The sequence below is a fragment of the Novosphingobium marinum genome (genome assembly GCF_013408095.1).
GTDB classification, from domain to species: domain Bacteria; phylum Pseudomonadota; class Alphaproteobacteria; order Sphingomonadales; family Sphingomonadaceae; genus Novosphingobium; species Novosphingobium marinum.
This window is the reverse complement of sequence record NZ_JACBZF010000005.1, coordinates 173,458-200,087: the sequence shown is the minus strand read 5'-3', so window position 1 is coordinate 200,087 and position 26,630 is coordinate 173,458. Positions and strand designations below refer to the sequence as shown.

Sequence of the window (26,630 nt, the reverse complement as noted above, 5' to 3'; positions counted from 1 at the left end):
TCAGATGTCCTTGGCAAGGCGCAGGCCGGTGAACTGCCAGCGCTGGTGGGGATAGAAGAAGTTGCGGTAGCTGGAGCGCGAGTGACCGCGAGGCGTGGCGCAGCTTGCGCCCTTGAGGACGAACTGCCCGCTCATGAACTTGCCGTTGTATTCGCCGATGGCGCCGTCAGCCGGCTGGAAGCGCGGATAGGGCAGGTAGCCAGAACGGGTCCACTGCCAGCAATCGCCGAACAGGCCCGCCGATCCTTCGGGATGGACGGCACCCGCCTCGTCGAGCTGGTTGCCCGACGCGGCATCCTCGTCCTGCGCCATCGTTTCCCATTCGCACTCGGTCGGCAGGCGGTACCCGGCCCAGGTCGCGAAGGCGTCCGCCTCGTAATAGGAGATATGCGTTACCGGCGCATCGGCATCGCGCTCGCGCCAGCCGGAGAGCGTGAATTCCTCGCCCTCGCGCCAGTAGAGCGGGCCGCGGCGATCTTCGTCGTTCACCCAGGCCCAGCCGTCGGAGAGCCAGAGCGAGGCAGTCCGGTATCCGCCGTCGGCGACGAACTCGTCCCACTCCCGGTTCGACACGAGCCGGTTGGCAAGCGCGAAGGGTTCGACGAGCGCGCGATGAGAAGGGCCCTCGTTGTCGAAAGCAAAGCCCTCGCCCTCGTGCCCGATGCGCACGATCCCGCCGGGATGCTCGCGCCACCGGGCATTGGCGACCGCCCCGGCGCTTTCGATGCCGTTGCGATATGCCGAGTAGGCCGGGCCGAGCGGATTGCGCGACAGCGCATGCTTGAGATCGGTCAGCAGAAGTTCCTGGTGCTGCTGCTCGTGCGAAATGCCGAGTTCGATCAGCCCGGAAACGTCGGGCCGGTCGAGCAGCGGCTCCATCGCCTCGTCGACATGCAGGCGATAAGCGCGAAGCTCGTCGAGCGACGGGCGCGAGAGCATCCCGCGCTCGGGCCGGGCATGACGCGCGCCTTCGGCCTCGTAATAGGAGTTGAACAGGAACGGGAAGTCTTCATTGAACAATGCATAACCCTGCTTGCGGTCGCGCAGCAGGAACGTCTCGAAGAACCATGTCGTGTGGGCAAGGTGCCACTTCGCGGGCGACGCATCTGGCATCGACTGGATCGTCGCGTCGGCGTCGGACAGGGGATCGGCCAGCGCGAGGCTGAGCGCCCTGGTCTGCCGAAACCGCTCCGAAAGGGTCAACCCTTCCCCCGCCTCTGCCCGAATCGCCGTGCTTCCCATGGAAGCCTAACGTGCCGGGGCGCGTAAGGCTCCCCCGCCACGCAGGTTTTCAACGGCGCGCGACCCGCAAGGTCAGGCGGCGCGCTTCTGGCGTTCGTTGGCTTCGAGATTGAGCATGTCGGCCATCAGGAACGCCAGCTCGATCGACTGCGCGGCATTGAGGCGCGGGTCGCAGTGCGTGTGATAGCGGTCGCCCAGCGTCTCGTCGGTAATGGCGATGGCGCCGCCGGTGCACTCGGTCACGTCCTGTCCGGTCATCTCGACGTGGATGCCGCCCGCGTGCGTGCCCTCGGCCCGGTGGACGGCGAAGAAGCCCTTCACCTCGTTGAGGATGCGGTCGAACGGTCGGGTCTTGAGTCCGCTGTCGGTCTTGATGACGTTGCCGTGCATCGGATCGCACGACCATACCACCGGATGCCCCTCGCGCTTCACCGCGCGCACCAGCTTCGGCAAGCCCTCCTCGACCTTTTCGTGGCCAAAGCGGCTGATGAGCGTGATCCGTCCCGCCTCGCGCGACGGGTTGAGCTCGTGGAGCATGCGCAGCAGCGCATCGGGTTCGAGGCTGGGCCCGCACTTCATGCCGATCGGGTTGCCGACGCCGCGCAGGAACTCGACGTGCGCCGACCCCTCGAAGCGGGTGCGGTCTCCGATCCACAGCATGTGGGCGGAACAGTCGTACCAGTCGCCGGTCAGCGAATCCTGCCGGGTCAGCGCCTGCTCGTAGGGAAGCAGCAGTGCCTCGTGGCTGGTGTAGAAGCTCGTCGCCTGGAGCTGCGGGACCGTGCCCGGATCGACGCCGCATGCTTCCATGAAGTCGAGCGCTTCGCTGATCTTGTCGGCGGTTTCGGCAAAGCGGGTTGCCCACGGGCTGCGCCCGATGTGGTCGAGCGTCCACTGGTGCACCTGGCGAAGGTTGGCATAGCCGCCGCCGGCAAAGGCGCGCAGCAGGTTGAGCGTCGCCGCCGCCTGGCTGTAGGCGCGCATCATGCGGGCCGGATCGTGCGCACGCTCGGCGGGCTCGAAATCGATGCCGTTGATGATGTCGCCGAGGTAGCTCGGCAGTTCGACATCGCCCTGCTTCTCGACCGGCGAGGAGCGCGGCTTGGCAAACTGGCCCGCCATGCGCCCGACCTTCACCACCGGCTGCTTGCTGGCGAAGGTCAGGACCACCGCCATCTGCAGGATGACGCGGAAGGTGTCGCGGATATTGTTGGGATGGAATTCGGCGAAGCTTTCGGCACAGTCGCCGCCCTGCAGCAGGAAGCCCTTGCCCTCCGAAACCTCGGCAAGATCCGCTTTCAGCGCACGCGCCTCGCCCGCGAAGACGAGCGGAGGATAGTCCGAAAGCGCCTGTTCGACTTCCGCCAGCTTGCCGGCGTCGAGATAGGACGGAAGATGCTTCGCTTCGAAGGTCTTCCAGCCGTCGGGTTTCCAGTTGCTTGCCACTTTAACGTTTCCTTGCCCAAATTCCCTTGCGCGCATTCGCTCGAAAGGAGCGCGCCATAGCCGCGCCGACGCATAATTGCAAAACGGCAAATGCCGCAGGCGAACGCTTCACTGAGAGAACCCGCGAGCGATCAGCGCGCCGAGGCGCTCGCCATTGCACCGCCCACGCCCTTCGGCAGGACCGCCAGCCGCCAGCTCTTGTCCTCGCCGAGGTAGCGCGAAGCGAGTTCCTGCATCTGCGCCGGTGTCGTCACCGTGTAGTCGGTGAGGATGGAACGGACCTTGTCCAGCCGTGTCGGGTCGGTGGTCGCCCCTTCGAGCTGGTACATGAAGAACGCTGAACTGGTCGCCGCACGCGTGATCTGCTGGCGCAGCGGTTCCGTGACCCGCGCGAGCTCGTCCGCATTCGGCGGGTTCGCGATCAGGTCTCCCGCGATCTCGTTCGCGGTGGTGAAGAACATCGGCACAGCCGCCGGCTCGAGCTGCGCGAGCGCGGTGATCGTGCCGCCGCTGTCGAGATCGAGCGGCCAGGTCGAATAGACCTGCGGCGCATAGCTCGCCCCCAGCTTCTCGCGCATCGCTTCCATCAGGCGATTGGTGAAAAGCTGCGTGAGAATCTCCAGCTGGCGCGATTCGGTGATGCCCATCGACCCGCCGCCGGTCGGCCACGAAATGACCGCCGCCGCCTGGTTTGCATCGCCGTTGTGAGTAAGGACGACAGGCGTATCGCTCGCTTCGGGGAAACCCGCGCTCGCGGGCGCGGCATCGCTCGGCAGCGGCTGGCGTTCGGGAAGCGCACCGAAGGTCTTTTGCAACGCGGCGACCGCGGCATCGCGATCGAAATCGCCGTAGATCTGCACCTCGATCGGGCCGTGGGTCAGCGCGCGCTGCCAGACCTGCTTAAAGCCCTCGGGCGTTGCCTGCTCGATTTCCTGCGGCGTCGGCGTCCGGAAGCGCGGGTCGCGGTCGCGCTGCAGGTACTTGAGGTCGCGGTTCAGTACACCCTGCGGCGACGTCGCATAGGATTCGTATTGCAATTCCGCCGCCGCCTTGGCGCGCTTGACCGGGTTCTCGTCCCAGCGCGGCATCGCGAACTTCGCGGCGAAGAGGTAAAGCTGGTCGGCAAGGTCGGCGGGGCGGGTATCGGCGGAGAATTCGAAGGCGGCATCGTCGATCTCGAATTCGAAGGCCATCTTGCGGCCGGTCGCGATCCGGTCGAGCTCCTCCTGGCCGAGCGGGCCGACGCCCGCGCTCACCAGCGCCATCTCGCCAAGCGCGATGTACGGCGCGTCGCCCGGTGCGAACGAGCGATAGCCGCCGCCGAAGCGCACCTTCACCGCGACGCGGCCCGGCTCTTCCATGACCGGCCACATCATGACGTTCACACCGTTCGCGAATTCCAGCCGCTCGATGCCGAGGAGTCCGGTCGGAGCATGCGTCACGATCGCGCCGGGCGCGCCGATTGCAGGAAGCTCGTCGAACTCGATCGGCTCGGCAGCGGCAAGTCTTACGCTGTCGTCCGCCACCGCCGGATCGAGCAGCGCCTGCCGGAGCGAAGCTTCGGTCGCCTCGCCATCCTTCGGCGTTATCAGCATCGCGCGGGTCACCGTGCCGGTGAACAGCTGGCGCGTGTGCCTGAGAATTCTCTCGGGCGAGAACTGCGGCACCGTATCGCGGTAAATGCGCAGGACGTCCTCGGGCGCGGCCACGGTCTCGCGAATATCGAGCGCATTGACGAGGTCGTCGGCAAGACGCGAGCCCGGAAGCAGGCGGCGCTGTTCGACTGGCGTCTGGAACGCCACTTCGATCTCGGCGACTTCGCGCGCGATCTCGTCCTCGGTCGGCGCGTTCTGCAGCGCGTCCGCGATCACCGCGCGAACATCGTCGAGCGCGCCCTGCCAGTCCGGGCCGAGCGGCGTGACCGATACGAAGGTGGCATCGACCGAACGGCTGATGTCGTCCTGGCCGACTTGCGCCATCAGGTAGTTGCCACCGGCACGGGCCTTGGATTCGAGGCGGCGATTGAGGATTGCCTGCGCGATCGTGTCGGCCATCAGTCCCTGGTTGTAGACGATCGTGTCGTTGACCTGCTTCCAGGGCCGCATGACCGCATAAGTCACCGAACGCGGCAGGTCGGGCTCGACGAGCACGTGAGTCTCGCCGACCGGATTGTCGGGGTTCGCCGAAGCGGGCGCCACCGGCTCGCCGAAGCTGGGCGCCGGCAGCGGCTCGCCCGATGCCTTCCAGCCGGAAAACCACTTGGCGACAAGCGCCTCGACGCGTGCGGGATCGACATCGCCCGCCACGATCACGACGGTGTTCTCGGGCCGGTACCACCGTTCGTAGAACGCGCGTACCGACTGCGCCGTCGCCGCGTTGAGCGTCTCGGCCTTGCCGATCGGCGCTCGCTCCGCAAGCGGCTGACCGGCATAGAACACGCGGCGCGTCGCATCCTGCACGCGCATCGACGCACCGCCGCGTTCGCGCATCTCGGCAAGGACGATAGGCACGTCCGACTTGATGTTCTGTTCGCTCAGCGTCGGCGCGGTCACCATGCCGGACAGCAGCTTCATGCTCTCGTTCAGCGACGAGGGCGAGGCGTTGGGCAGATCGAGCTTGTAGACGGTGTGCGTCGGCGTCGTCTCGGCATTCGTGTCGCTGCCGAAGGACGCGCCCAGCCGCTGCCAGGTCGGGATCGCCTCACCGTCGCCGAGGTACTTCGACTGGCGGAAAAGCAGGTGCTCCAGCAGGTGGGCATAGCCCTGCTCGCTGTCCTTTTCGTTCAGTGAACCGGCGTCGATGCGGATTCGGATCGAGGCCTGCTGCGGCGGCACGCCGTTCTGGCGAACCGCATAGCGCATGCCGTTCTTCAGCTCGCCGAAAATCCACTCCTTGTCCTGGGGAACGTCGCTGTTCTCGTAAAGCCAGGGCCAGCGCTTCACGCCTTGCGGCGCGGGAGCCGCTGCAACCGAAGCGTCCGACTGGGCGAACGCGGGTGCGGGAGTTGCGGCAAGCAGCGCAACAGGAGCGGTGCAGGCGAGAAGGCGAACGGCGCGCGAAATGAAACTCATGGTTCAATTTATAGGAGCCGCAGGGATTAAGGGCCAGTGAATAGATGACGCGAGGCTTGACCGGCACCGGGCACGGCCTACATCGAAGACATCATGTTCATAGAAACCGAAAAGACGCCGAACCCGGCCACGCTGAAATTCCTTCCCGGCCGCGAAGTCATGACATCGGGCACGCGCGAATTCGCCACGCCCGAACAGGCCGAAGCCTCGCCGCTGGCAGAGGCCTTGTTCGGCCTGGGCGACGTTACCGGCGTCTTCTTCGGGCACGACTTCGTATCGGTCACCGCCGCGCCCGGCGTGGACTGGACGCAGCTCAAGCCGCAGGTCGCCTCGATCCTCCTCGACCATTTCGTCTCCGAAGCACCGCTGTTCGTCGGCGGCGGGGCCGAAGCCATCGCCGTCCCCGCCGAAGAGGACATCGGCGACGACCCCGCGGACGCCGACATCGTGGCGCAGATCAAGGACCTCCTCGAAACCCGCGTCCGCCCTGCCGTCGCCAACGATGGCGGCGACATCATCTATCGCGGCTACCGCGAAGGCGTGGTCTACCTGGCGATGCAGGGCGCATGCTCGGGCTGCCCCTCCTCCACGGCAACGCTGAAGCACGGGATCGAGGGCCTCCTCAAGCACTACGTCCCCGAAGTCACCGAGGTCCGGGCCGCCTGACGGGCTGCCGCGCAGGACCATGCGCACTCTGGCGATAGACACCGCGACCGAAGCCTGCTCGGTCGCGCTTTTCGACGATGGCGATCTCGTCACCGGCACTTTCGAAGTGCTAGGGCGCGGCCATGCGGAGCGGCTCGTCCCGATGATCGCGGAGCTTCCAGGCAATGGTCGCGCGGACCGGATCGCGGTGGCGCTCGGCCCCGGCAGCTTCACCGGAACCCGCGTGGGGATAGCTGCCGCGCGCGCGCTCGCCTTTGCATGGGGTGCCTCGCTGGTAGGATACCCGAGCCTCGCCCTTGTCGCGGCGATGGCGCGTGAACACGCGGGCGAATGCGCGGTCGACGTCGCGATGACGGGCGGACACGGCGAATGGTTCGTCGCGAGCTTCGATAAATCGGGGGCTGCGCCGGCACCGACGGCTTCGCTGCGCCCGGAGGAGGCCGCAGCGCTCCTGCAAGCCGATCTTGTCGCCGGCAACCAGAGCGAGGGCCTTGTTGCCGTGCGTGGTTTCGGAAAGGCGCTGCCACTGCTGCCCGATGCACGATCCTTCGCGATCCTGCCCCCACGCTCGCTGGTCGACGACGTGAGGCCGATCTACGGTCGCGCTCCCGATGCGAAGAAGCAGGCGGCGAGCACATGATGCTGGAGCCGGACGATCTCGATCGCATCATGGCGATCATGGAGGCGGCCTTCGATCCGCTCTACGGTGAAGCCTGGACGCGCACGCAGGTCGAAAGCGCTTTCAATATCGGCAATTGCCACTGCCTGCTGTTCGGCGCGCATGGACAAACGAGCGGCCCCGGAGACGAGGCCATCGGATTTTGCATTACGCGCGAAGGCTTCGGCGAAGAGGAACTTCTGCTTCTTGCAGTCATACCCGAATACAGGGGCAAGGGAATTGGTCGCGCGATGCTGGCATGTCTTTCCGGCGAGGCGCGCGCGCGCGGCAGCAGATCGATATTTCTCGAGATGCGCAGGGGCAATCCCGCCGAATCGCTCTACACGTCATTCGGTTTCAGGCCTGTCGGGGAGCGGCCCCGGTACTATCGCAGGTCGGACGGCGAACGAATCGATGCCATAACGTTCCTGCTCAAAATCGATTGATGCGCATTTCTTGCCGGCCGGTTATCCCGAATTACTTTCGTCGATAGTCCGGGGGCTTTTCGACGAACACTACTTGAATTTGGCCGAACACCGGCTAAGTGCGGTGGCAAGACCGCTTATGAAGGGCGGCTTACAAGAAAAAACCAGGGCCGCACCCCGTTTTCGAGGAATAAATGGAAACAGTTCAGAACGATATGAGCGAAACGCTCATCACGCTTACTTCGGATATCGTCGCAGCACACGTCAGCAACAACAGCGTATCGGTCGATGACCTGCCTTCGCTGATCACCAACGTCTATGGTGCGCTTTCCGGTCTCGGTAGCGAGGCGGAAGAGGTCGAGGAAAAACCCGAGCCTGCGGTTTCGATCCGCGCTTCGGTCAAGCCCGACTACATCGTGTGTCTTGAAGACGGCAAGAAGCTGAAGATGCTCAAGCGCCATTTGATGACGCACTACAACATGACGCCGGAACAGTATCGCCAGCGCTGGAACCTGCCTGCCGACTACCCGATGGTCGCTCCCAACTACGCCGAAAAGCGTCGCGAGCTGGCCAAGAAGATCGGTCTCGGTCGCAAGCCCGGCGCGCGTCGCGGTCGCAAGCCCAAGGCTGCCACCAGCTAAGATCGCAGCGCGCAGTTGAGTCTGAAGCCGCTCCGGACTAGACAGGCCGGAGCGGCTTTTTTCGTATTGCGAACGGGATATTCGTGCATCGGCCTATCGACATCGAAGCGCTGTGCGCAGAGCGGGGATTGCGGATCACCGAACAGCGCCGCGTGATCGCGAAAGTCCTTTCGGACAGCGACGATCATCCCGACGTGGAAAAGCTCTACGAGCGGGCGACCGCGATCGATCCGGGCATCTCCATCGCGACCGTCTACCGAACCGTCCGCCTGTTGGAGGAAGCGGGCATTCTGGACCGCCACGACTTCGGCGACGGGCGAGCCCGTTACGAGGCCGCGCCCGAAGCGCACCACGACCACATGATCGACGTCGAGAGCGGCAAGGTCATCGAATTCGTCGACCCGGAACTGGAAGCGCTGCAGCGGGAGATCGCGGCCCGCCTGGGCTTCCGGCTCGTCGATCACCGCATGGAATTGTTCGGCGTCCGGCTCGACCGCGAGGACAAAGATAGCGCGAACTGAGCCCGTCCCGGACTGGCGTCCGGTCGGGATCGGCCTTGCAGGCTGGATCCGTGCCGTCGCAGGCCTGTCGATGCTGCTGGGCTGGCTGCTTTTCTGCGTGACGTTCTACTATGCGTGGCGATTTCTCGGGCGGGACAATCCGTGGCCCCGCCGCTTTCTCTCCGGCGTAGGCCGAATTGCCGGCGCGAGAGTGAAGGTTGTCGGCAGCAAGCCGGACGTCGCTTTCCTCGTCTCGAACCATTCGAGCTGGCTCGATGTCCCCGTAATCGCCGGGGCCACCGGCTCGGCCTTCGTCGCGCACGACGGCCTCGCGCAGTTTCCGCTGCTGCGCCGCCTGTGCGAAATGAACGACACCGTCTTCATAGCGCGCGGCAATCGCGCAAGCGTCGCCGGGCAGGTTCGCCAGGTGCGGCAGGCCCTGCACGATACCGGGATGCTCACCGTCTTCCCGGAAGGCACGACCGAAGCAGGCGATGCACTGCTGCCGTTCAAGTCGTCGCTGCTTTCGGCGCTCGATCCCCTGCCCGATGGTATCGCCGTCCATCCGCTATGGGTGGACTACGGACCCGAAACGCGGGACATCGCGTGGATCGGCGAAGAGCACGGCGTCGCGAATTTCCTGAAGATCATGGCACGCAACCGACCGCTGCCGGTCACGCTCCACATCCTTCCGGCACTTGCCGGAGAGGCGCTTGCCAACCGCAAGTCGATGGCCGCCGCCGCGCAAAAGGCCATCGAAGCGGCAATGGCCGGCGCGCGAGCCTAGCGCGTGGCGTTGTAGGCGAGCTGGCGTTCGTCGAGCTGGAATCCGACGAGCAGTTCGAAGCTTGCCGCCTCGACGGCAGCCTTGACCTCGGGATCGGCCAGCGGATCGAGCGCGGCATCGGCATCGCCGGCCTTGCGCTTGCGCGTGATTCGCTCGCGGATGTCGGCGGGCAGCGTCGCGGCCTGCCGGTCGATGTAGGCAGACCCCTCGCCCCTCGCCTGCGCCCTGTCCTGCCCGTCGGCGAAGTTCACCGTGACCTGCCCGACGCGCTTGGTGACGACGGCGGAGCCGCCGCGGAGCACCGTGACGAAGTAGGGCAGCGTGACCTGCCGCGCGCCCTGCGTTCCGGTCCGGCGCGCTAGGACATCGAACGATACCGATGCGTAGACCTGCTCGCCCGCGTCGTTGCACTGGGTGCGCACGTTCGTCATCGCAGCGGTCACGTCGATATTGTCGGCATTGCGATTGCCCGGCTGGGCGAAAAGCGTGATGTCGCCCGTATAGTCGGGAATGCCGACCGCCGGACAGCGGCTGCGCACCGCCGTGATCCCGACACCCTGGTCGACCACGATCTCACCGCTCGACTTGCAGCCCGTCAGCACGGTCGCGCCAAGGGCGGCGACGGCGAGAGGAATGAGGCGGGTACGAGCGATCATCGGTGCATCCTTGTCCATTTCGAGCTTGCCCTAGCGGCGCGCGCGGCAAATCGCTAGAGGCCGAAGCATGAATGCGCCCTTGCAAAAGCCGACCGCCGAAGGCGTCCGTCCGCCGCTGACTGTCCTGATCGCAGCGCCGCGCGGGTTCTGCGCCGGCGTCGACCGGGCGATCGAGATCGTAGAGCGCGCCATCGAACGCTATGGCGCACCGGTCTACGTCCGCCACGAAATCGTGCATAACCGCTACGTCGTCGACGGGCTCAAGGCCAAGGGCGCCATTTTCGTGGAGGAACTTGACGAGGTTCCGGACGGCGTGCCCGTCGTTTTCAGCGCACACGGCGTGCCGAAATCGGTTCCCGCTACCGCCGAGGAACGCGGCCTCGATTACGTCGACGCAACGTGCCCGCTGGTCAGCAAGGTCCACCGGCAGGCCGAACGGCAGCTGGAGGCTGGACGCCACATCGTCTTCATCGGCCACATGGGCCACCCCGAAGTCATCGGCACGTTCGGACAGGTCCCCGATGGAGCGATGACGCTGGTCGAAACCGTCGACGATGTCGAGAAGCTCGATCTGCCGTCCGACACGGAGCTCGCGTTCCTGACCCAGACGACGTTGTCGGTCGACGATACCGCAGAGGTCATAGCGGCGCTGAAGAAGCGCTTCCCGCAGATCGTCGCTCCCAAGGCGGAAGACATCTGTTACGCGACGTCGAACCGTCAGGCAGCGGTAAAGCGTGTCGCGCCGGGATGCGATCTTGTGCTGGTGATCGGCGCGCCGAACAGTTCCAACTCGCTCCGCCTGGTCGAGGTCGCCGAGCGTTGCGGCACCGATGCACGGCTCATCCAGCGCGGGTCGGACATCGATCCGGAATGGCTCGAGGGTATCGGCACGGTCGGGATAACGGCAGGGGCTTCCGCTCCGGAAACGCTGGTGCGCGAAGTCGTCGACAGGCTGAGCGAATGGCGCTCGGTAGAGGAGCACACGCTCGTCTCGGCCGAGGAGAAGATGACTTTCAAGCTGCCCCGCCAGCTTACCGAATAGTCGCGGCAATTGGCAGTCTACACCAAACTGGGCGCCGAAACGCTGGCAGACATCGTCGGCGCGTTCGATGTTGGGCAACTCGTTTCGGCCAAGGGCATCGCCGAGGGTGTTTCGAACAGCAACTGGCTGCTCGAAACGACGGGAACCGACGGTGGCGGCGCGCGCTTCATCCTCACCATGTACGAGATGCGCGTGGAGGTGGAAGACCTGCCGTTCTTCCTCGGACTGCTCGACCACCTGGCCGCGCGCGACTGTCCGGTTCCGCGAACGATCCACGACCGTGAGAATCGCGCTTTCCGCTTCCATGACGGCAAGGCGCTGGCGCTGATCGAGTTCCTGCCCGGCGTTTCGGTCAGCGATCCAACGCCCGCACAGGCCCGCGCGGTCGGTGGCGCGCTCGCGCAGATGCACCTGGCGGCACGGGACTTTCCGGAAACGCGCGCCAACGGCATGGACCTTTCCGCGTGGAAGGAACTGCTGGGCGGCTGCGGGCGCGAGGGGCTTGCCGGGATCGATCCCTCGCTTCCCGATCTCGTCGAGCGCGAACTCGCGTTCCTGTCGGCCAACTGGCCGGGCGACCTGCCGTGCGGCGTCATCCATGCCGACCTGTTTCCCGACAACGTGCTGATGCTGGGTGGAGATGTCTCGGGCCTGATCGATTTCTACTTCGCCTGCAACGACATCACCGCCTACGACATCGCCGTCACCCACGCCGCATGGTGCTTCGACGCCGATGGCGGGGCGTTCGATCGCGCGCTGTCGGACGCGCTGCTCGCCGGTTACGAGGCCGTTCGCCCGATCCTTCCGGAGGAGCGCGCGATGCTTCCCGTTCTGGGACGGGGCGCGGCAATGCGCTTTCTCGCCACGCGTGCATATGATTGGCTTCACACCCCCGCCGACGCGCTGGTGACGCGGAAGGACCCGATGGCCTTCGCCCGGAGGCTGGGCTTCTATGCCGATCCGGAAAATGCGGCTATGTTCGGCGCATCGTGAGCGAAGACAAGCATTTGAAGAAGATCGACATATTCACCGACGGCGCGTGCAAGGGCAACCCCGGCCCCGGCGGGTGGGGCGTGCTCCTGCGGATGGGGCGGCACGAAAAGGAACTCGCCGGTTCCGACCCCTCCACCACCAACAACCGCATGGAGATGACTGCTGTGGTGAAGGCGTTGAACGCGCTGATCGAGCCGTGCGACGTGACCATCCACACCGACAGCCGCTATGTCATCGACGGAATGACCAAGTGGATCGAGGGCTGGCAGCGCAAGGGCTGGATCAACGCCAGCAAGCAGCCGGTGCGCAACGCCGACCTCTGGCACGACCTGATCGAGGCCGCGCAACCACACCGCGTGCAGTGGGAATGGGTCAAGGGCCACTCGGGCCACCCGGAAAACGAGCGGGTGGACAAGCTGGCCAGCGACGCGGCCGAAGCGGCAGGCTGATCGCCCGCCACCCCTTGCCGCGTATAAGTACAGCCTATTCGACAGTCGTATCGACGACTTCGGCGCCGGGTCCGTTCTTGAGGACCGATTCGATGGCGTTCCTGGCGCTTGCCTTGCTGGAATATCCTTCGGTCCAGAAGATCGTTTCCTTGTTGTAGACGAAATAGGCCACGAACTCGCCGGCCTTGTTCTTCCGGATTTCGAAGCGGTGCGCCATCGGTCTTCCCCTTTGCTTTCGGTGCGAATCACCTTCCCGGCGGGAAAGCTAGGCCGGGATTATGACGATTGGAACCGCCCGGGCGAATACGGCTGCGGGTCCACCTTGCCCGGGTCGCGGCCGAGGATGAGCCGGGCGGCCAGTTCGGCGGCTGCGGGTGCGGTCTGGATGCCGAAGCCCCCCTGTCCCGCGAACCAGAAGAACCTCTCGTTTCCGGGCGCGAAGCCATAGACCGGCAGGCGATCGGGCGCGAAGCTGCGCAAGCCCGCCCAGCGATGCTCGACCGCTTCGATGCGCCAGTCGACGACGCGTTCCAGCCGGTCGATCGCGGTGGCCACGTCGATCTCGTCCGCTGCGACGTCGCACGCGGCGCTCGGCGTTTCGTCGTGCGGACTGAGCCAGAGCCGCCCTGCCTCGGGCTTGAAGTAGAACTTCTCCGCCACGTCGAGGACCAGAGGCAGGTCGGCGGGCGCTTCGGGTGCGGTGCGCAGTTGCACGATGGTCCGCCGCAGCGGAGCGATTCCGACGCGCGATATGCCCGCAATGCCCGCCACCTCGTCCGCCCAGGCACCGGCCGCATCGACGAGGATGTCGGAGCGCACCTCGTCACCGTTGGCGAATCGCAGCAGCCAGCCCTTGTCATCGCATGACGCATTTTCGAGCCGCATCCGGCAGCGCAGGTCAGCCCCGCCCGAGCGCAGCGCGGCAAGGTAATGCTGGTGGAGCGCTCCCACGTCGATGTCGCAGCAACTGGGCTCGAGCGCGCCCAGCGTCCAGTCCTCGTGCAGGCCCGGTACGTGATCGAGAAGCGCGGGCCGGTGGAGCAACTCGACCTGTACGCCGAGCGAGGCGAAACGTTCGGCAAAGGTGCGAACCTGGTCCTCCTGGCCGGCGCGCCCGATGGTGAGTGCCGCGCGCGAGCCGAGGAAGCCGTTCTCGCGCAGGAACGGACCCGAAGCGGTGGTCAGCGGCTGCACACCCGGCCCGCCGTAGCTTTCGGTCCAGAACGCCGCCGACCTGCCCGTGGCGTGGTAGCCCGGCACGTCCTCTGCCTCGACGAGAAGCACGCGCGCCTCGCCCGCAAGCGCGGCGGCAAGCGAGGCGCCGGCCATCCCCGCGCCCACGATGGCGATGTCGTACCGATCGGTCACGGCGCCTCAATCGACGAGCGGGGCGGTGCGATCAAGGAATTCGTCGATTGCGGCCACGGCCCTGTCGCGGATCGGATCGATCTCGCGCAGGATCTCGTGCCGTGCCTCGTCGCCGAACCGCAGGAGCTGCGCGCGCGGCATGCGCTGCGCCGCCCGCTCGATCGCGCCGTAGTCCACGAGGCGGTCGGCTGTAGTGCCGAACAGGAAGACCGGAAGCGAGATGCTTTCGAGCGCACCGGGCTGGCGGAGAAGGCGGATCGAGGCGATCGCGCGCTCGACCCAGCCCCAGCTCGCCGGCCCCATGGCCAGCTCCGGCCGATGTTCGCGCCACCAGAGCTCGTCCTCGTAGCGACCTTCGTCGTGTGTCAGCAGCTCGATCCGCGATTCGGGCGGCTCGCCGGGCTTTTCGCTCCACTTCCAGGCCGGTCTGCGCGGATCGCCGAGGCGCGCCATGACCTTTGCGAGGCCATGCGGAAACACCGGTGGCATGAAGCCGGGAAGCAGGCCCAGCATCGGTGCGGACAATATTGCGGCATCGGGATCGATCCGCTCCTCGACAAGCGCGCGCAGCACGATGTGACCGCCCATCGAATGCCCGACGATCACGTGCGGCGGCGGGGTCGATGCCTTCCATTGCGTCCAGAGCGCCGCAAGATCGTCCACCCAGGTCGCGAAATCGTCGACGTGCCCGGTGACCTCGTCGAAGCCGAGCCTGCCCGATCCGGCCTGGCCGCGCCAGTCGGCGGCAGTGACGCGCCACCCGCTGCGGTGCCAGTGGTCGAGCGTATCGAGGTACTTCTCATAGGCGTCGCCGCGTCCGGGCATGAAAAACAGCGAGCCGCGGCACGCGCCGGGCGGCATCAGCCAGTCGATGCGGCGAACCGGATGCCCGTCCGGCGCGGTCCAGCGCGTTTCCACGGCTTCGGGCGGGATCGCCCTGCGGTCGAAACCGGTTCCCCCCTCCAATTCGTCCCTCCCTTTCGCGTGGCTAACGCCAACCTCAAGCGACTGGTTACTTTTTAGTAAGCCGTCACCGCTAGTTATGCCCGAATTGCAGGGGGCATTTCGATGCAAAGCGAGTATTTCCAGTACGCATTGCTTGCGGCGTTGGCAATTGCGCTGCTTGTCGCGGCGGTCACCGACCTGCGCCGGCGCGAAATCGACAACTGGCTCAACATAGCGATCGCGCTCGGCGCGCCGCTGTTCTGGCTCGCGTCCGGTTTCGGGATGCTTGAGATCGGTTTCCAGCTCGGCATCGCGGTCCTGACCTTCGTGGTCATGCTCGTCCTGTTCGCGACCGGCCAGATGGGCGGCGGCGACGTGAAGCTTCTGACCGCGCTGGCGCTGTGGATCACTCCTGTCTGGTTCCTGCGCCTGCTGATCGTCATGGCGATCGTCGGCGGGCTGCTCACCATCGTCCTTTACGTACGACATCGCATTCGCCGCGACGGCTCGAAGATCGCTGTGCCCTACGGCGTCGCGATCTCGGTCGCGGGGCTCTGGATCATCGGCAGTCACTATGTGCCCGTGCTGCTGAATGCGGGGATTTCGGGTTGAACCCGATCTTAACCATTTCATCCGATTAACGGGCATCGATTTGGGGTTTTTTCGAGGGGGCTCGGTTAGCCATGGATAAGAAGAAACTGGTGCTGCTTGTGGTTGCGCTGGTCATTGCAGTCGGCACGGCCTTCGTGGCCCGCTCGATGTTTCTGGGCGCAAGCGCTCCGGAAGCCGAGGCGGCCCAGCAAGCGCCGGTGGGACCCAAGGTCCTGGTCGCGCAGCGCGCCCTGCCGGTCGGCACGATCATCACCGCCGATTCCATCTCGTTCCAGCAATGGCCCGAGGAAATGGTGCAGGATGCCTACTTCATCGACGGCGAGTCCGACGTGACCAAGCTGCTCGGCACGGTCGTCCGCTATCCGATCACCGCGGGTTCGCCGGTCACGCAGGGCCAGCTCGTCGCGCCGGGCGACCGCGGCTTCCTTGCCGCCGCCCTCGGCCCCGGCATGCGCGCCATCACGGTGCCCGTCTCGGCCAAGACCGGGGTCGGCGGCTTCATCTTCCCGGGCGACCGCGTCGACCTGATGCTGACGCAGTCGGTCAAGGGTTCGGAGGGCATGCCGCTGAAGACCACGGAAACCGTACTTCGTAACCTTCGCGTGCTCGCCACCGACCAGTCGACCGAAACCGAAGTCATCGAAGGCAAGACCGTTGTCCGCGCCTTCCGCACCGTCACGCTCGAAGTGACGCCGCGCATCGCGGAAAAGGTCGCCGTCGCGCAGACCATCGGCACCCTTTCGCTCTCGCTGCGCTCGCTCGCCGATACGCAGGCCGAACTCGAGCGCGTGATCGCGTCGGGCGAAGTCGACGTTCCCGAAGGCGCCACCCGCGAGGAAGAGGATCGCCTGATCCACCAGGCGCTCAATAGGCCGATCGAAGGTAACTCGACCTTCGTGACCGGCGGCGACGTCTCGCGCTTCCAGCGCCGCTCGATCCCCAAGACGGGCGAGGAAGCGGCCAAGGAAGTGATCCAGACCGTGATGTCGACCGCCGCGCAGGCTGCCGGCCTGCCCGGTCTCGCCAGCATGAGGCCGCAGGGTCCGGTCGTCCGCGTCACGCGCGGCAAGATTACCGAAGATGTTCCGGTGGGAGGCAAGTGAGATGACCGTCCGCACCGATAACCAGTCACACGGCACGAAGGGCCAGACCATGAAACGTCGCCTTATCAAAACCCTGCTGAGCGCGGCCTGCGCAATGGCTCCGGTGGCCCTGCTGCCGGCCGCCCCCGCCCAGGCGCAATCGCGGATCACGCCAAATCAGGACATCAGCCTTTCGATCGGTCACGGCGAACTGGTGAACGTCCCCGGCACGATGTCCGACGTGTTCATCTCGAACGAGGCCGTCGCCGACGTCCAGATCAAGTCGGGTCGCCAGTTCTACGTCTTCGGCAAGAGCGGCGGCGAGACGACCGTCTACGCCAGCAACGCTGCCGGCGACGTCATCTGGTCAGCCAACGTCCGGGTCGGATCGAACCTGTCGAGCGTCGACCAGATGCTGCGCCTCGCAATGCCCGAGGCCAAGATCGGCGTATCGACGATGGGCACCGGCACGTTCCTGCTGACCGGCACCGTCGGCGCGCCCGAGGACGCGGCAGAGGCCGAGCGCCTCGTCTCCGCCTTCGTCGGCGAGGAAGCCAACGTCATCAGCCGCCTCAAGATGGCAACGCCGCTGCAGGTCAACCTGCAGGTCCGCATCGCCGAGGTCAGCCGCTCGCTCGTCCGCGAATTCGGTTCGAACCTCGCGACGCAGGACAATAGCGGCAACTTCCTCTTCGGCCTCGGCCGCGGACGTTCGCCCGGTACTATCGGCACGCTCGCCGGCACGATCAGCGGTGTGAACACCAACGGATTACCCGTGCTCGACGCCTCGCAGGTCTATAACTTGCCCAAGGGCACGATCAGCCTGCCGTTCGATCCGGTCAGCGGCAAGTACGTGGTGCCCGGCACGACATATTCGGTCGCGGGCAACCAGGAAGGCCAGACCGTGCTGAACCTGGCGGGCCGCATCTTCGGCCTCAATGTCCTTGCCGCGCTCGACCTCGGTGAGCGTGTCGGTCTCGTCAACACGCTGTCCAATCCCAACCTGACCGCGCTTTCGGGCGAAACCGCCGAGTTCCTTGCCGGCGGCGAATTCCCGATCCCGATCAGCCAGGGTCTTGGCGCCACCTCGATCCAGTACCGCAAGTACGGCGTCAGCCTGAGCTACACGCCGACGGTCCTGGCAAACGGCCGCATATCGCTGCGCGTCCGCCCGGAAGTGTCCGAACTGTCCTCGCAGGGGTCGGTCGTTCTGAACGGGTTCGAAGTCCCGGCACTGACGGTTCGCCGCGCGGAAACGACGATCGAGCTCGGCTCGGGCCAGAGCTTCATGATCGCCGGCCTGCTGTCGAACGCATCGCAGAACAACATCGAGAAGACGCCGGGCATCGGCGACATGCCGATCCTGGGATCGCTGTTCCGCTCGACCAGCTACCGTCGCGGCGAGACCGAACTGGTCATCATCGTGACGCCGTACCTGGTGAACCCGGTCGACGCCAACGACATCGTCCTGCCGACCGACGGCTACAGCGCGCCCAACGAAGTCGAGCGCATCCTCGGCAACGCGGAAGCCGGCGGCGACGTCGATCCGCGCCCCAAGCCGCGCGCCGCGCCGAGCCAGTCGGCTCCGGCTCCGACCGTGGGCGCCGCCGAACCCGCGCCGCAGGAGAAGCAGCGCGGCAAGAAGAAGGATCGCCGCGCGCAAGCGAGTTCGGCGCCCACCCCCGGCTTCAGCCTTAACTGAGAGAGGTGACGCACATGTCCAGGATCACTGAAAATCCGGCCCGCCGCGCAATGTCCGGCAAGGCCATCGGAACCGCGATCGCCCTCGGCCTCGGCCTTGCGCTGGCGGGATGCGGCGGCATCGCCACAAACCAGTCGCTCTACAGCGTCAACCAGCCGGTGGTCGAGCGGACCAACTACACGCTCGACCTCAACACCGGCCCCGGCGGCCTGTCCTACCCCGAACAGCGCCGGCTTGCCGGCTGGTTCGAGGCGATGGACCTGCGCTACGGCGATCGCATCGCGGTCGACGATCCGCTCAACAGCGGCGCGACCATGGCGGCGATCGAAGGCGTAGCCGGACGTTACGGCCTGCTCGTCAGCGGCGAGGCTCCGGTTACGCCGGGCTACGTCGAGGCGGGTACCGCCCGCGTCGTCATCACCCGTTCGCGCGCCTACGTGCCGAACTGCCCCAACTGGTCGGACCGTTCGGACGCCAATCCGCTCAACGCGACCAGCTCGAACTACGGCTGCGCCGTCAACAGCAACATCGCGTCGATGGTCGCCGATCCCGAACACCTGCTCAAGGGCGCCGAAGGCGGCAGCCAGACGGTGGTGATGAGTTCCACCAAGGCCATCGACAGCTACCGCGAACAGCCGCTCACCGGCAAGGGTGGCCTCGGCTCGGTCAGCTCGAAGGGAGAGTGACGATGAACGCACCTTGGAAGCCCGGACAGAACAATCGCGATGCCTTTGCAGCGTTCGTCTGCGACGAGGCCTCGCTCGACGTCCTGCGCCCGGTCGCGATCGAGATGGGCTGGCAGCCTGAGAAGTGTCACAAGGGCGGCCTGCGCAACGCGGTCCAGTCGCTGTCGATCACGGCAAGCCCGAACATCCTGCTCGTCGACCTTTCGGAGAGCGGCGATCCGCTGAACGACATCAACGCGCTTGCCGAAGTGTGCGAGCCGGGCACGGTCGTCGTCGCGGTCGGCCAGGTCAACGACGTGCGCCTCTATCGCGACCTGATCGCGAGCGGCATCCACGACTACCTGCTCAAGCCCCTGGCCCCCGGCCAGGTGCGCGATGCGCTGGCGCAGGCGCAGGCGGTCTTCGCCGCTCCGAAGAGCAACGACACGGGCGGTGTCAAGAAGCACGTCTCGACCGCCTTCATAGGTACGCGCGGCGGCGTCGGTGCCTCGACGCTGGCGACCTCGGTCGCCTGGCTGCTGAGCGCCGATCACAAGCTGCCCACCGCGCTGCTCGACCTCGACATCCACTTCGGAACCGGCGCGCTCTCGCTCGATCTCGAGCCCGGACGCGGCCTTACCGACGCGATCGAGAATCCGAGCCGCATCGACGGCCTGTTCATCGAGCGCGCGATGATCCGTGCGAACGACAACCTCGCGATCCTTTCCGCAGAGGCACCGATCAACTCGCCGCTCCTGACCGACGGCGCCGCGTTCCTGCAGCTCGAGGAGGAGTTCCGTCAGGCGTTCGACATGACGGTGATCGACCTGCCGCGCAACATGCTGATCAACTTCCCGCAGCTCCTCGCGGAAGTGAACCTCGTGGTCGTCGCGACCGAGCTGACGCTGGCGTCGGCACGCGATGCGATCCGCATCCTGTCCTGGCTAAAGGCGAACGCGCCGCATGCCGAAGTCATGATCGTGGCCAACAAGGTCCAGGCGGGTGTCAGCGAGATCAGCAAGGCGGATTTCGAAGCCTCGATCGAGGCCAAGATCTCGCTCAACATCCCCTACGACGCCAAGGCCGGCGCCAACGCCGCCAAGCTCGGCCAGACCTTCGCCGATGCCAACCGCACCAGCAAGGCCGGGATCGCGATGCGCGAACTCGCCAAGATGGTGATGGGCACCAGCGACATGGTCGAGGGCGGCGAAGTCGTCGAGCAGAAGAAGTCGCTTCTCGGCAAGATCGACCTCAAGTCGATGCTGGCCAAGAAGGACAAGGCGCCCGCCAGGGAAGAGCCCCAGCCCGCCGACGCGGAGTGAGGCCGTTGCCCATGGCGGCGCGCAAGATGAACGGAATGTCGAAGAGCGAGGTTGAGCGATGAACATTGTCCATCTCCTGCTCATCGCCGTCGGACTGATGGCGGTGATGGTGGTCGGCTGGTCGGCGCTCTCCGGACCGTCGCCCGCCAAGGAAAGCCAGCGCCGCCTCCAGGCGCTGCGCTACCGGCACTCCGAGAACACCAAGGACAAGGTCGAGGCCCAGCTCAAGAAGGCCGTCGCCGCGCGCAAGCCCAGGATGCACGTCATCGCGGGCTCGGGATCGCGGCTCGAGGCGCTCATGCTCCGGCTTCACCGGACGGGCATGCCCTGGACGCTGACCCAGTACCTTTACGGGACGCTGGGCCTGACGATCGCCATCATGGTCCTCGTGTACCTGAAGACCGGCGCGGTGATGCTGTCGCTGGGCGTCGCGATCGTCGCCGGCGTCGGCATTCCGCACGTGCTGGTCGGCTTCTTCATCAAGCGCCGCACCCTCAACTTCACGACGAAATTCCCCGACGCCATCGAACTGCTCGTTCGCGGCCTGCGCTCGGGCCTTCCCGTCACCGAGACGCTGGGCGTCGTCGCGACCGAGGTTCCCGGCCCGGTGGGCGAGGAATTCCGCCTGATCGTCGAGCGCATCAAGATCGGCAAGACGATGGAATTCGCGCTCCAGGAAACCGCGGACCGCCTGAACATGCCGGAATTCAACTTCTTCTGCATCACCCTTGCGATCCAGCGCGAGACGGGCGGCAACCTTGCCGAGACCCTGTCGAACCTCGCCGACGTGCTGCGCAAGCGGGCCCAGATGAAGCTCAAGATCAAGGCGATGAGCTCTGAATCGAAGGCCTCGGCCTACATCGTCGGCGCCCTTCCCTTCATCGTCTTCGGCATGATCTGGTGGATCAACCCGGAATACGTGAGCGGTTTCTTCACCGACGAACGCCTTATCGTCACCGGCCTTGGCGGCCTCGTGTGGATGAGCATCGGCGGCTTCATCATGGCCAAGATGGTCAGCTTCGAGATTTGAGCGAAAGAGAGCGGCACCCATGCTGAACAACCCGCCAGGCCCGACGCTCCTCGGCTTCGACGTCATCCTGATCGCCACCGTGCTTGCGGGCATGGCATCGGCGGCGGTGGTCATGGCGCTCTACGCCGCGATCACGATCAAGGATCCGATGGCGAAGCGCGTGAAGGCGCTCAATGCCCGCCGCGCAGAGCTCAAGTCGGGCATCATGGTCACGGCCAAGAAGCGCGCCAGCCTCGTCCGCAAGAACGAGACCGCGGACAAGATGAAAGAGTTCCTCGGCTCGCTCAAGATGCTGCAGGAAAGCCAGCTCAAGACGGTGACGCAGAAGCTGGCGCAGGCCGGTATCCGCAAGAAGGAACTCGCCGTCGCGGTCATCTTCGCGCGCCTGGTCATGCCCATCGTACTTGGCCTGATCGCGGGCATCGTGATCTACGTCATCGAATACTTCCCCGACTGGGGCACGATGAAGCGCTTCGCCGGTTTCGCCGTCGCGGTCGGTGCCGGCTACAAGGGGCCGGACATCTTCATCCAGAACATGATCTCGAAGCGCACCGACAAGGTCCGCAAGGGTCTTCCCGACGCACTCGACCTGCTCGTCATCTGCGCGGAAGCGGGTCTCACCGTCGACGCCGCGTTCGAACGCGTGGCCAAGGAACTGGGCCGCGCCTATCCCGAACTCGGCGATGAATTCTCGCTGACGTCGATCGAGCTGTCGTTCCTGACAGAGCGCAAGCAGGCCTTCGAGAACCTCGCCTACCGCGTCGATCTCGAATCGGTTCGCGGCGTGGTCACGACGATGGTCCAGACAGAGCGCTACGGTACGCCGCTCGCTTCGGCACTGCGCGTCCTTTCGGCCGAATTCCGCAACGAACGCATGATGAAGGCGGAGGAAAAGGCCGCGCGCCTTCCCGCGATCATGACGGTGCCGCTGATCCTGTTCATCCTGCCTGTGCTGTTCGTCGTCATCCTCGGCCCGGCGGCCTGTTCGATCGCCGACGCCTTCTCAGACGGTCCGGGCGGCTGACCCAGGTCGCCGCCGGGCAAAGGGGGCCTTTCGCGTGCCGGCGCGGAGGGCCCCTTTCCTTTTGCGGAAGCCCTATTCTTCCACGTCCGGGAAGAGCAGCCGGCCCGCCACCGCGTCCAGCCTTGCGACCAGTTTCGGATCGCGCATCGCGGGGGAGGTTATGACGGCGTTGTCCAGCGCCGTGTCGATGGCGCTCGGTTCGCGGACCTCGGGGAGCAAAAGGGCCAGTTCTCGCACCGCGCGCCGCGCGAGATCGACGTTGGACTTCATCACCGCGATGATATCCGACGCCTCGACGCCCGCGTCCTCCTCGCGCCAGGCATCGTAGTCCGTCGCCATGCCGAGGAGAGCGTAGGGAAGTTCCGCCTCGCGCGCCAGGCGCGCTTCGGGCATGGCGGTCATCCCGATCACGTCGGCGCCCCAGGCCCTGTACATCCGGCTTTCGGCGCGGGTGGAGAACTGCGGCCCTTCCATTGCGAGGTAGCATCCGCCCTCGTGCACCGCAGCGCCCGCGTTGCGCGCCGCCTGCGCGGCCGTTCCCGCGAGCCGCGGACACACCGGGTCGGCGATGCTGACATGCGTGACGAGGCCTGTATCGAAGAACGACCGCTCACGCCCTTCGGTACGGTCGATGAACTGGTCAGGAGTGACGAAGGTGCCCGGCGCGATCTCCTCGCGCAGCGATCCGATCGCGGACAATGACAGGATGTCGGTAACCCGGCACCGCTTGAGCACGTCGATGTTGGCGCGATAGTTGATCCGCGACGGCGGGATGCGATGCCCTTGCCCGTGCCGCGCAAGGAACGTGAAGCGCACGTTTCCGATGCGCCCCTGAACGACGGGCCCCGACGGCTCGCCGAACGGGCTGGATACGGCGATCTCCTGTGCGTTCTCCAGTTCGATCCCGCCCGAAAGGCCAGAACCGCCGATCACGCCGATATGCCAGTGCCGCGACTTGCCGGAATACATTGAGAGTCGCCTTCCCTCGTGAATTTTCCGGCGGTTAGCGTTCCTGTCGGCAGGTCGTCAAACACCGGTATCGCGGCGGCCATGTCGCAGCGCAAACGCCGGAGGCCGAAACATTGCAATTCTATTTCAATATCGCACCGGCCAACGCAATGCCCGTTCAGAATAGTGCTCAAACTGCAACATCAAATTGCCCGAAAGGTCCGGATTCCCGTTGTTTTCAAGCGCTCTAGCGAAAGCCCCGCAGGAGTGTTGCAGCCAGAACACAGTCCGTCGATCAATTTTTGCGACGCAGCGATTGGCATTGAAAACGTGGACACCGGGGGCGAGAAGTCCGCATCTGGCAGGCGAGAGCTTCGTCTTTTGTCTGCGTCCGGGTCGTTCGTACGGTGCACATGAAGAGGTGCCGGCGGACGGACGATAAACAACAAGGGACCAACACTGTGAAATCCACTGTACAGAAGGCCGCTCTGCGGAGCGCAACTTGCCTGTCGGCAATTGCGATGACCGTCGCCGCCCAACCTGCCTTCGCGCAGGCTGCCGGTGAACTCGGAAACCTCGAGGCTGAAGAGCCCGCCGGCGTCATCGTCGTCACCGGTTCGCGTATCGCCCGCCCCGACCTCGACACCGCGGCCCCTGTCGCCGTCGTCGGCGAGGAAGAGTTCCAGCTGTCCGGCTCGGTCAACGTCGAGTCCGTGATCAACACCCTGCCGCAGGTCGTTCCCGGCCTCACCGGCTTCTCGAACAACCCCGGTAACGGCGCGGCCACGCTGAACCTGCGCGGCCTTGGCGAGACCCGCACGATGGTCCTCGTGAACAGCCGCCGCTGGATGTTCTACGATACCAACCAGATCGTCGACCTCAACACGATCCCGCAGTTCCTCATCGACAGCGTCGATGTCGTGACCGGCGGTGCATCGGCCGTTTACGGTTCGGACGCCATCGCCGGTGTCGTGAACTTCAAGCTGCGCGACGACCTCGACGGCCTGCTGATCGGCGGCCAGACCAACATCACCGAGGAAGGCGACGGCTTCCGCTACAACCTCGACATGGCGATCGGCAGTGACCTTGCCGACGGCCGTGGCCACGTCACCGTCTGGGCCTCGTACGCCCGTCGTAAGCCGATCTTCCAGTCTGCCCGCGAGTTCTCGCGCTTCGCCGCTGTCGACGGCTGCATCGTTCCGGGTTCGGTCGACGGTACCGGCACCGGCATCGAGGTTGACTGCGACGAGGGCGTTCCGGGTCCCGTCCGCGGCGGTTCGTCGGGCGTTCCGACGACCTACGTCGATGCGCTCGGCGCCCAGTTCGCCGATACGGGCGGCACGCTCGTCCCGTTCAGCCCCTACAACTACGCGCCTGCCAACTACCTGCAGCTTCCCCAGGAACGCTACATGGTCGGTGGCTATGCCGACTACGAGATCAACGACAACGTGACGGCTTACGCCGAAGTGTCGTACGTCAACAACGTCGTTCCGCAGGAACTGGCCGCCACCCCGGCGTTCATCACCTCGGAACTCGATGTCGACAGCCCGTTCTTCGCCCCCGGCGTGCAGAACCAGCTTGCGGCGCTCGATACCGATGGCGACGGCTACGTCACCTCGCTCGTCCGCCGTCGTCTGCTCGAGACCGGCTCGCGCAACTCGAACGACGAGCGTAACGCGTTCCGCGTCCTCGCCGGCGTGAAGGGCGATATCGTTCCGGGTTGGGGCTACGATGCGTACTACATGTACTCGCGCACGCGTAACTCGCAGATCCAGACCGGCAACATCTCGGTCAGCCGCTTCCTCCAGGCACTGCGCACCGAGTTCGACGCCAACGGCAACCTCGTCTGCTCCGATCAGTCGAACGGCTGTACGCCGCTCAACATCTTCGGTCTCGGCACGATTTCGCCCGAAGCTGCGGACTTCATCCGTATTCGCGCGCAGAACACCGAAATCTCGAGCCTGCAGGTCGCGTCCGCCGCGATCAACGGCGAACTGTTCGACCTCCCGGGCGGTCCGCTCGGCGTCGCGTTCGGTGCCGAGTATCGCAAGGTCTCCTCGCAGTACATTCCCGACACGGCTCTCGCCTCGGGCGACGTCGCCGGCTTCAACGCCGGTCTTCCGACCCAGGGCAGCTACGACGTGAAGGAACTGTTCGGCGAAATCTACCTGCCGATCATCACCGACGGCTTCGTCGACCGCTTCGAGATCACGGCCGCCGGTCGTTACTCGGACTACTCGCTCGACGCCATTGGCGGCACCTGGACCTACGCCATCGGCGCGACGCTGTCGCCGATCCGCGACATCACGATCCGCGGTCAGTACCAGCGCGCGGTCCGTGCTCCGAACGTCGAGGAACTGTTCGGCGGCAACTCGCAGGGCTTCCCGCCGGCTTCCGACCCGTGCTCGAGCCGCAACGTCGACAACCGCACCGATGCGGTTCGCGACCTGTGTATCGCGACGGGCGTTCCGGCCAACGCCGTGTTCACTGATGCTATCCAGCTGAACTCGCAGATCGAAGGCCTGTTCGGCGGTAACCCGGACCTCGAGGAAGAAGTTTCCGACTCGTGGACCGCGGGCGTCGTGCTGCAGCCCTCGTTCATTCCGCGCCTCGCGATCACGATCGACTACTTCGACATCAAGGTCGAGAACCTGATCACGACGCTCGGTGGCGGCCTGAACAACTCGCTGTCGCTCTGCTATTACACGGTGCAGGACATCAACAGCGAGTACTGCCAGGCGATCAACCGCTTCGGTTCGGGTGCGATCGACAACGTCGAGATCCTGAACGCGAACATCGCCGAACTGGAAACCTCGGGCGTCGACCTTCAGATCGACTACTCGACCCCGGTCGGCTTCAGCCTCTACGGCGAAGCGGAAAGCCAGCTGTCGTTCTTCTTCCTCGGTACGTGGACCGACAAGAACAACTTCACCCCGGTTGCGGACCTTCCCGACCAGGTGAACATCTGTGCGGGCTACTACGGCGCCACCTGCGGCACCTTCCAGCCGGAATACAAGTTCACCACGCGTATCACCTGGCAGGACGGCCCGCAGCGGCTAAGCTTCCGTGGCCGTTACATCGGCAGCGGCGACGACGACCAGATCGTCAACCAGGGTGTGGATCCGGCAAATCTCGCCGTTGCGGGCCTGAGCGAGAGGTTCTACCTCGACATGACGCTGGCGTTCGAGGTCCAGGAAGACCGCGTCGTCACCTTCGGCGTCAACAACCTGCTGAACACCAAGCCGCCGCTCACCGGCGACTCGCAGCAGCAGGCCAACACCTTCCCGAACGTCTATGACGTTCTCGGCCGCGACTTCTTCGTGTCGTTCCGCGCCGAGTTCTGATCCGACTTCGGA

25 protein-coding genes are annotated in these 26,630 nt (G+C 65.5%); 17 read left to right on the top strand and 8 right to left on the bottom strand.

Annotated elements, in window-relative coordinates; genetic code table 11:
• The 3 genes from egtB to FHS75_RS14030 all read right to left on the bottom strand — a co-directional run bounded on the left by egtB (position 1) and on the right by FHS75_RS14030 (position 5,759).
• Complete coding sequence (egtB, locus tag FHS75_RS14040) at positions 1–1,242, bottom strand: ergothioneine biosynthesis protein EgtB (protein WP_179408325.1); 1,242 nt, start codon at positions 1,240–1,242, stop codon at positions 1–3.
• Between the two features lie 72 nt (positions 1,243–1,314).
• Entirely contained in the window at positions 1,315–2,688 is a 1,374-nt protein-coding gene (locus tag FHS75_RS14035) for a class II 3-deoxy-7-phosphoheptulonate synthase (protein ID WP_179408324.1), read from the bottom strand.
• A 131-nt stretch (positions 2,689–2,819) separates the two neighbouring features.
• Positions 2,820–5,759, bottom strand: a complete 2,940-nt coding sequence (locus FHS75_RS14030) for a M16 family metallopeptidase (protein WP_179408323.1) — start codon at positions 5,757–5,759, stop codon at positions 2,820–2,822.
• A 93-nt stretch (positions 5,760–5,852) separates the two neighbouring features.
• Between FHS75_RS14030 and FHS75_RS14025 the strand changes: the two genes are divergently transcribed.
• The 6 genes from FHS75_RS14025 (at position 5,853) to FHS75_RS14000 (ending at position 9,436) form a co-directional block, all read left to right on the top strand.
• Complete coding sequence (locus FHS75_RS14025; protein WP_179408322.1) at positions 5,853–6,425, top strand: NifU family protein; 573 nt, start codon at positions 5,853–5,855, stop codon at positions 6,423–6,425.
• Positions 6,426–6,444: 19 nt separating this feature from the next.
• Positions 6,445–7,065, top strand: a complete 621-nt coding sequence (gene tsaB / locus FHS75_RS14020; protein WP_179408321.1) for a tRNA (adenosine(37)-N6)-threonylcarbamoyltransferase complex dimerization subunit type 1 TsaB — start codon at positions 6,445–6,447, stop codon at positions 7,063–7,065.
• The gene (locus tag FHS75_RS14015; RefSeq protein WP_308420102.1) at positions 7,062–7,529 is read left to right on the top strand and encodes a GNAT family N-acetyltransferase; all 468 of its coding nucleotides are present in this window, start codon (positions 7,062–7,064) and stop codon (positions 7,527–7,529) included. The genes tsaB and FHS75_RS14015 overlap by 4 nt, the downstream gene beginning before the upstream one ends.
• Positions 7,530–7,702: 173 nt before the next feature.
• Positions 7,703–8,149: a Ros/MucR family transcriptional regulator gene (locus tag FHS75_RS14010; RefSeq protein ID WP_179408320.1), complete on the top strand. Its 447-nt coding sequence runs from the start codon at positions 7,703–7,705 to the stop codon at positions 8,147–8,149.
• An 83-nt stretch (positions 8,150–8,232) separates the two neighbouring features.
• A complete protein-coding gene (locus FHS75_RS14005) occupies positions 8,233–8,670 on the top strand; it encodes a Fur family transcriptional regulator (RefSeq protein WP_179408319.1) in 438 nt (145 codons plus the stop codon).
• Between the two features lie 70 nt (positions 8,671–8,740).
• Entirely contained in the window at positions 8,741–9,436 is a 696-nt protein-coding gene (locus FHS75_RS14000) for a lysophospholipid acyltransferase family protein (protein ID WP_179408318.1), read from the top strand.
• Here FHS75_RS14000 and FHS75_RS13995 read toward each other — a convergent pair.
• The gene (locus FHS75_RS13995) at positions 9,433–10,092 is read right to left on the bottom strand and encodes a hypothetical protein (protein ID WP_179408317.1); all 660 of its coding nucleotides are present in this window, start codon (positions 10,090–10,092) and stop codon (positions 9,433–9,435) included. The genes FHS75_RS14000 and FHS75_RS13995 overlap by 4 nt on opposite strands.
• Positions 10,093–10,159: 67 nt before the next feature.
• Here FHS75_RS13995 and ispH point away from each other — a divergent pair, with 67 nt between their 5' ends.
• Genes ispH through rnhA form a run of 3 tightly spaced genes read left to right on the top strand, consistent with a single transcriptional unit; the run spans position 10,160 to position 12,576 of the window.
• Positions 10,160–11,134 (top strand): 4-hydroxy-3-methylbut-2-enyl diphosphate reductase, encoded by a 975-nt coding sequence (gene ispH / locus FHS75_RS13990; RefSeq protein ID WP_179408316.1) that lies wholly within the window; start codon positions 10,160–10,162, stop codon positions 11,132–11,134.
• A 9-nt stretch (positions 11,135–11,143) separates the two neighbouring features.
• Positions 11,144–12,127, top strand: a complete 984-nt coding sequence (gene thrB / locus FHS75_RS13985) for a homoserine kinase (RefSeq protein WP_179408315.1) — start codon at positions 11,144–11,146, stop codon at positions 12,125–12,127.
• Between the two features lie 14 nt (positions 12,128–12,141).
• A complete protein-coding gene (rnhA, locus tag FHS75_RS13980; protein WP_179408431.1) occupies positions 12,142–12,576 on the top strand; it encodes a ribonuclease HI in 435 nt (144 codons plus the stop codon).
• Positions 12,577–12,610: 34 nt separating this feature from the next.
• Here rnhA and FHS75_RS13975 read toward each other — a convergent pair whose 3' ends face one another.
• The 3 genes from FHS75_RS13975 to FHS75_RS13965 are packed head-to-tail and all read right to left on the bottom strand — an operon-like array spanning position 12,611 to position 14,910.
• Complete coding sequence (locus FHS75_RS13975; protein WP_179408314.1) at positions 12,611–12,793, bottom strand: YegP family protein; 183 nt, start codon at positions 12,791–12,793, stop codon at positions 12,611–12,613.
• A 59-nt stretch (positions 12,794–12,852) separates the two neighbouring features.
• A complete protein-coding gene (locus FHS75_RS13970; protein WP_218845272.1) occupies positions 12,853–13,905 on the bottom strand; it encodes an NAD(P)/FAD-dependent oxidoreductase in 1,053 nt (350 codons plus the stop codon).
• 45 nt (positions 13,906–13,950) lie between these two features.
• On the bottom strand, positions 13,951–14,910 hold the full coding sequence (locus tag FHS75_RS13965) for an alpha/beta fold hydrolase (protein WP_229735618.1): 960 nt from the start codon (positions 14,908–14,910) through the stop codon (positions 13,951–13,953).
• Between the two features lie 102 nt (positions 14,911–15,012).
• Between FHS75_RS13965 and FHS75_RS13960 the strand changes: the two genes are divergently transcribed.
• The 7 genes from FHS75_RS13960 to FHS75_RS13930 all read left to right on the top strand — a co-directional run bounded on the left by FHS75_RS13960 (position 15,013) and on the right by FHS75_RS13930 (position 22,326).
• Positions 15,013–15,501, top strand: a complete 489-nt coding sequence (locus tag FHS75_RS13960; protein WP_179408312.1) for an A24 family peptidase — start codon at positions 15,013–15,015, stop codon at positions 15,499–15,501.
• A 71-nt stretch (positions 15,502–15,572) separates the two neighbouring features.
• Positions 15,573–16,604, top strand: coding sequence for a Flp pilus assembly protein CpaB (gene cpaB / locus FHS75_RS13955; RefSeq protein ID WP_179408311.1), 1,032 nt, complete (start codon positions 15,573–15,575; stop codon positions 16,602–16,604).
• A 1-nt stretch (position 16,605) separates the two neighbouring features.
• Positions 16,606–18,285 (top strand): type II and III secretion system protein family protein, encoded by a 1,680-nt coding sequence (locus FHS75_RS13950; RefSeq protein WP_229735617.1) that lies wholly within the window; start codon positions 16,606–16,608, stop codon positions 18,283–18,285.
• Between the two features lie 14 nt (positions 18,286–18,299).
• Positions 18,300–18,971, top strand: a complete 672-nt coding sequence (locus FHS75_RS13945) for a CpaD family pilus assembly protein (RefSeq protein ID WP_179408310.1) — start codon at positions 18,300–18,302, stop codon at positions 18,969–18,971.
• 2 nt (positions 18,972–18,973) lie between these two features.
• Positions 18,974–20,272, top strand: a complete 1,299-nt coding sequence (locus FHS75_RS13940; protein ID WP_179408309.1) for a CpaE/TadZ family protein — start codon at positions 18,974–18,976, stop codon at positions 20,270–20,272.
• 58 nt (positions 20,273–20,330) lie between these two features.
• Positions 20,331–21,302, top strand: coding sequence for a type II secretion system F family protein (locus tag FHS75_RS13935; protein WP_179408308.1), 972 nt, complete (start codon positions 20,331–20,333; stop codon positions 21,300–21,302).
• A gap of 19 nt (positions 21,303–21,321) precedes the next feature.
• The gene (locus FHS75_RS13930) at positions 21,322–22,326 is read left to right on the top strand and encodes a type II secretion system F family protein (protein WP_179408307.1); all 1,005 of its coding nucleotides are present in this window, start codon (positions 21,322–21,324) and stop codon (positions 22,324–22,326) included.
• 72 nt (positions 22,327–22,398) lie between these two features.
• Here the strand turns inward: FHS75_RS13930 and mtnP are convergent, their stop codons facing one another.
• Positions 22,399–23,295, bottom strand: a complete 897-nt coding sequence (gene mtnP / locus FHS75_RS13925; protein WP_179408306.1) for an S-methyl-5'-thioadenosine phosphorylase — start codon at positions 23,293–23,295, stop codon at positions 22,399–22,401.
• A 500-nt stretch (positions 23,296–23,795) separates the two neighbouring features.
• Here mtnP and FHS75_RS13920 point away from each other — a divergent pair, with 500 nt between their 5' ends.
• Positions 23,796–26,618 carry a TonB-dependent receptor domain-containing protein gene (locus FHS75_RS13920; protein WP_179408305.1) on the top strand — a complete coding sequence of 941 codons (2,823 nt, stop codon included), beginning with the start codon at positions 23,796–23,798 and terminating at the stop codon, positions 26,616–26,618.
• Positions 26,619–26,630 lie beyond the last annotated feature (12 nt).

Excerpts from the sequence above, each read along its gene's own strand:
- cpaB (WP_179408311.1), top strand. The coding sequence starts at position 15,573 with ATGGATAAGAAGAAACTGGTGCTGCTTGTGGTTGCGCTGGTCATTGCA.
- FHS75_RS14015 (WP_308420102.1), top strand. The coding sequence starts at position 7,062 with ATGATGCTGGAGCCGGACGATCTCGATCGCATCATGGCGATCATGGAG.
- egtB (WP_179408325.1), bottom strand. The coding sequence starts at position 1,242 with ATGGGAAGCACGGCGATTCGGGCAGAGGCGGGGGAAGGGTTGACCCTT.
- FHS75_RS13975 (WP_179408314.1), bottom strand. The coding sequence starts at position 12,793 with ATGGCGCACCGCTTCGAAATCCGGAAGAACAAGGCCGGCGAGTTCGTG.
- FHS75_RS13995 (WP_179408317.1), bottom strand. The coding sequence starts at position 10,092 with ATGATCGCTCGTACCCGCCTCATTCCTCTCGCCGTCGCCGCCCTTGGC.
- FHS75_RS14010 (WP_179408320.1), top strand. The coding sequence starts at position 7,703 with ATGGAAACAGTTCAGAACGATATGAGCGAAACGCTCATCACGCTTACT.
- FHS75_RS13940 (WP_179408309.1), top strand. The coding sequence starts at position 18,974 with ATGAACGCACCTTGGAAGCCCGGACAGAACAATCGCGATGCCTTTGCA.
- FHS75_RS13920 (WP_179408305.1), top strand. The coding sequence starts at position 23,796 with ATGACCGTCGCCGCCCAACCTGCCTTCGCGCAGGCTGCCGGTGAACTC.
- ispH (WP_179408316.1), top strand. The coding sequence starts at position 10,160 with ATGAATGCGCCCTTGCAAAAGCCGACCGCCGAAGGCGTCCGTCCGCCG.
- FHS75_RS13970 (WP_218845272.1), bottom strand. The coding sequence starts at position 13,905 with ATGGCCGGCGCCTCGCTTGCCGCCGCGCTTGCGGGCGAGGCGCGCGTG.
- FHS75_RS13950 (WP_229735617.1), top strand. The coding sequence starts at position 16,606 with ATGACCGTCCGCACCGATAACCAGTCACACGGCACGAAGGGCCAGACC.
- FHS75_RS14000 (WP_179408318.1), top strand. The coding sequence starts at position 8,741 with ATGCTGCTGGGCTGGCTGCTTTTCTGCGTGACGTTCTACTATGCGTGG.
- FHS75_RS14030 (WP_179408323.1), bottom strand. The coding sequence starts at position 5,759 with ATGAGTTTCATTTCGCGCGCCGTTCGCCTTCTCGCCTGCACCGCTCCT.
- mtnP (WP_179408306.1), bottom strand. The coding sequence starts at position 23,295 with ATGTATTCCGGCAAGTCGCGGCACTGGCATATCGGCGTGATCGGCGGT.
- FHS75_RS13960 (WP_179408312.1), top strand. The coding sequence starts at position 15,013 with ATGCAAAGCGAGTATTTCCAGTACGCATTGCTTGCGGCGTTGGCAATT.
- FHS75_RS13935 (WP_179408308.1), top strand. The coding sequence starts at position 20,331 with ATGAACATTGTCCATCTCCTGCTCATCGCCGTCGGACTGATGGCGGTG.
- FHS75_RS13930 (WP_179408307.1), top strand. The coding sequence starts at position 21,322 with ATGCTGAACAACCCGCCAGGCCCGACGCTCCTCGGCTTCGACGTCATC.
- FHS75_RS14025 (WP_179408322.1), top strand. The coding sequence starts at position 5,853 with ATGTTCATAGAAACCGAAAAGACGCCGAACCCGGCCACGCTGAAATTC.
- FHS75_RS13945 (WP_179408310.1), top strand. The coding sequence starts at position 18,300 with ATGTCCAGGATCACTGAAAATCCGGCCCGCCGCGCAATGTCCGGCAAG.
- tsaB (WP_179408321.1), top strand. The coding sequence starts at position 6,445 with ATGCGCACTCTGGCGATAGACACCGCGACCGAAGCCTGCTCGGTCGCG.